General features: G+C 47.9%; 1 protein-coding gene. It reads left to right on the forward strand.

Annotated elements, in window-relative coordinates:
* Nucleotides 1–636 precede the first annotated feature (636 nt).
* Nucleotides 637–2,481: a hypothetical protein gene (locus KDD36_14995; GenBank protein MCB0397955.1), complete on the forward strand. Its 1,845-nt coding sequence runs from the start codon at nucleotides 637–639 to the stop codon at nucleotides 2,479–2,481.
* Nucleotides 2,482–2,659: the final 178 nt, after the last annotated feature.

Here is a 2,659-nt window from a genome sequence, read left to right on the forward strand (position 1 = left end):
AACCCACCGAGCCCTGCGATGCTCACTCCGGAGAGGGCACCAGCCCGGTATTGATTCCTCAATATGATGAGCCAGTGTTGGATGAAGGAGATTTCTGAGCTTACTCTTTCGTTAGACTTGCTAGCAGCTTATGCGAAAGCTGCGGCGCGTCTTTCTTTCCGCTATTGTTCAAGAAAGTTAAACACCAGGTAGTCTTTCTACCTGTAGATTCACGTATTGCTTGCCAGTATGGACGGTTCCTGAAACAAGGGAAAGAGGCGAGCCGCTCTTTGCATTATAGCTTCCGATAAGCCAATGCTTATGTCCCCGAAACCAGGGCATTTCAATCAAAAATTCTTTTTTTTCTTGAAAAGAAAAGCGGCACAGCCCATTATCCGATAAAACAGAAAACCGGGTGAACCCGTTTCCACCTGTTACACCTTGATGGAGGAAAATATGGCAATGGGGCAGTTCCCAAAGAGTCCAAACAAAATCGACCCTACAGTTCCCAGCGCGGTGACTTCGCGTACTTCACTTGTATGGGAAGGTCGAAACAAAATCGCAGAATCAAAGAAGATCATCGATGATGCTGCCAATCGAGTAAAGGGGTTTGTACAGACTAAGCTTCCGCCAGAGGTCCTCAAAGATGTGGATATCATGGCGAGTATCGAGGACAAGGTTTACAACTACGTAAACCAGGCCTATGTGAACATGTTTAACCGTTACACCGTTACGGTTGAAGATGAAATGGTGAAAAAGGTTCGTGACTTTATCGACAAAGAAGAGTTGCGATCCCTGGCACGGTATACTCCGCGCGAAATCGTGGAGGTTCTGGATAAACTGGCAGGACCCGATAAGTTTAACACCGGTGAGGTTGAAAAATCCATCGTAAACATGTATGGTCACCTGCAAGGTCACATCCAGCGGGGCGTAAATGATCTGGAGAACGAAACCAACTCCATCCTTCGTCAGAAGACCGATGTGGGCGCTTTCGTTCGAGGTGAGAATGCCTACTCAATTGTAAAATGCGTTTTCAAAGATAATGCGTACAAGCCCAAGACCGTAACGGACATCAAACTCTCCATCAACATTCTGGACTCTGAGCTAATCAGTCCGATTTTCCACTATCAGACTACTGTAGAGTATCTGCTGAAGGATAACCTGGCAAATCACATCATGGAGCTGATTGACCGGGAAATCGAAGCTCTCAAAGAAGAGATCGTGGATAGCGGTCGCCAGGAACTTACCGATAACGAGGTAATGTTCGAGCGCATCAAGCTGGTGGACAAATTCACCGATGACAATGTTTCCGATCCGAATTCCCGCCGGTACACAGTACTCGGTAAGAAGTTCATCGACAAAATCGAAGGTCTTCGCGCGGAAATCGATCAGGAAGACTATGATCCCCTTAATATGCGAGAAGCAATTAAGGAAATCATCGACTCCGAAAACATTCGAAACCGTGGTTTCAACACTGCAGTCAACACGCTGACTTCTATCCTTGATACCTCCAAGCTGGGTTATCAGGTTTGTGATAACAAGAAGAACGCCAGGGATTGCTACATCCGCGAATACGAGGATGAAGACGAAACCCAGCTTCCGGACGAGCGCTACGCTATTCGTCTGGTATACTTCGATCAGGCCCAGATTCGAGAACTGAAGAGAATCTACGACACCAGAATGGCAGCCTTCATCCGTGAAGTAGATGCAGCCTGGGAAGTGGTTCATCAGATCTATGATCAGAAAAAGTCCAAATGGTTTGGTCTGAAGAAATCCGTTGTGGATTTCGAGGATCTGGCTCAGAGCGTAATGCCCAAAAAATGGAACAAAGAACGCAAAGAGCTCAACACCGATCCAGATGAGCTGAAATGGGATCATCTGAATTTCCGGGACACTACAAATACCTTTGTAGAAAAGAATAACCGTACCTACACCGTAGAAGCTCGCAATACAGCTGGCAAGATTCGCTATCTGAAGGAAAAGCTTCAAGACATGTATGGCTATCAAAACCCCATCGAGCGGGTTGTGGTGGATGAGCGACTGAACATCCTGGAAAACCAATTCCACAAGTTCACTTACGAAATCAACCCCCACCATCTGCAGCCGGGTCTGTTGCTGGACGTGGATATGGCCACCAGCAAAAGAAAGCAGTACATGATGAAGGGAATGGCAAATGTTCTCAACGAATTCCTGCATGGAATTTCTCGAGGCTTCGCCGATGCCGCATTTGCGACCTTCAAACGTCGTCGTTCTACTGTGCGTGATGACGCCGAAATGTCATTTGCCAGTCTGCCGGGCGGCGGAGACGAAGGCGGTTCCCATCATGACGATGAGAACCCTGGAGCTCAGTATGCCGCTCCTTCAGCGGGAGGCGCATCGCCATCCAGCGCATCGGCGCCGTCCAGCTCTTCAGAAAGTCCCAGCGGGGTAAAAGGAGCAGCAGATGTTACTCCCAAATCCTACGAAGACAAACTGAAGGACATGGGACTAAAGGAACTCTGATCCCCTGATCCTCCGGGAAAAAGCCCGCATCCTTCGATGCGGGCTTTTTTTTATCGGTTCAATCTGACCCGGTCGTTTTTGGTTGAACAATCTGTCTTTTGTGCAAAATAGAGGCTACGGAGTGTCCGGGCTCCAGAAGGAGAAAGAATGAATCCCAAGTTGTTTACTTCCCTGAGTA

It is taken from the genome of Flavobacteriales bacterium (assembly GCA_020435415.1).
GTDB lineage: Bacteria > Bacteroidota > Bacteroidia > JACJYZ01 > JACJYZ01 > JACJYZ01.